We start from the raw sequence: 357 nt of genomic DNA, 5'->3' as shown, positions 1-357 counted from the left end.
ACTCCGCTGGGACGATTGGCTTTCATCAAGGCAATGCGCCAGACTCACGTTCAAAATCAGCAGGAGAGAAGCGCGGCTACAGCTTTAAAGGGATTACCTCTCGTAAAGTGGTAGATAATGACTTCGAAGAGTTTGACCTGATACTTGCGGCAGACAAGGCGAATTTAGATGACTTAGTGAGCCAGTGTCCAGTTCACCTCCAATACAAGCTCGCGTTATTTTTGAGTTTTGGAGAGTCACAATATCAAGAAATTCCCGATCCTTATTATGGTGAGGGGAATGGCTTTGAATTAGTGTTGGATTTAATCGAAGAGTCGAGCGAAGCGATACTGCGTTCAATATAGTGTAGAGGCTGTG

At 45.1% G+C, this 357-nt stretch carries 1 protein-coding gene; it reads left to right on the top strand.

Annotation, left to right across the window (positions count from 1 at the left end):
• A partial coding sequence (locus AB4653_RS25205; protein ID WP_372105594.1) for a low molecular weight protein-tyrosine-phosphatase occupies nt 1–344 on the top strand: 344 nt, incomplete at its 5' end.
• Nucleotides 345–357 lie beyond the last annotated feature (13 nt).

The organism is Vibrio sp. 10N.222.48.A3 (assembly GCF_041475345.1).
Taxonomy (GTDB): Bacteria; Pseudomonadota; Gammaproteobacteria; order Enterobacterales; family Vibrionaceae; genus Vibrio; species Vibrio tasmaniensis_A.
The sequence above is the reverse complement of the archived record's forward strand: the minus strand, read 5'-3'. Positions and strand labels throughout refer to the sequence as shown.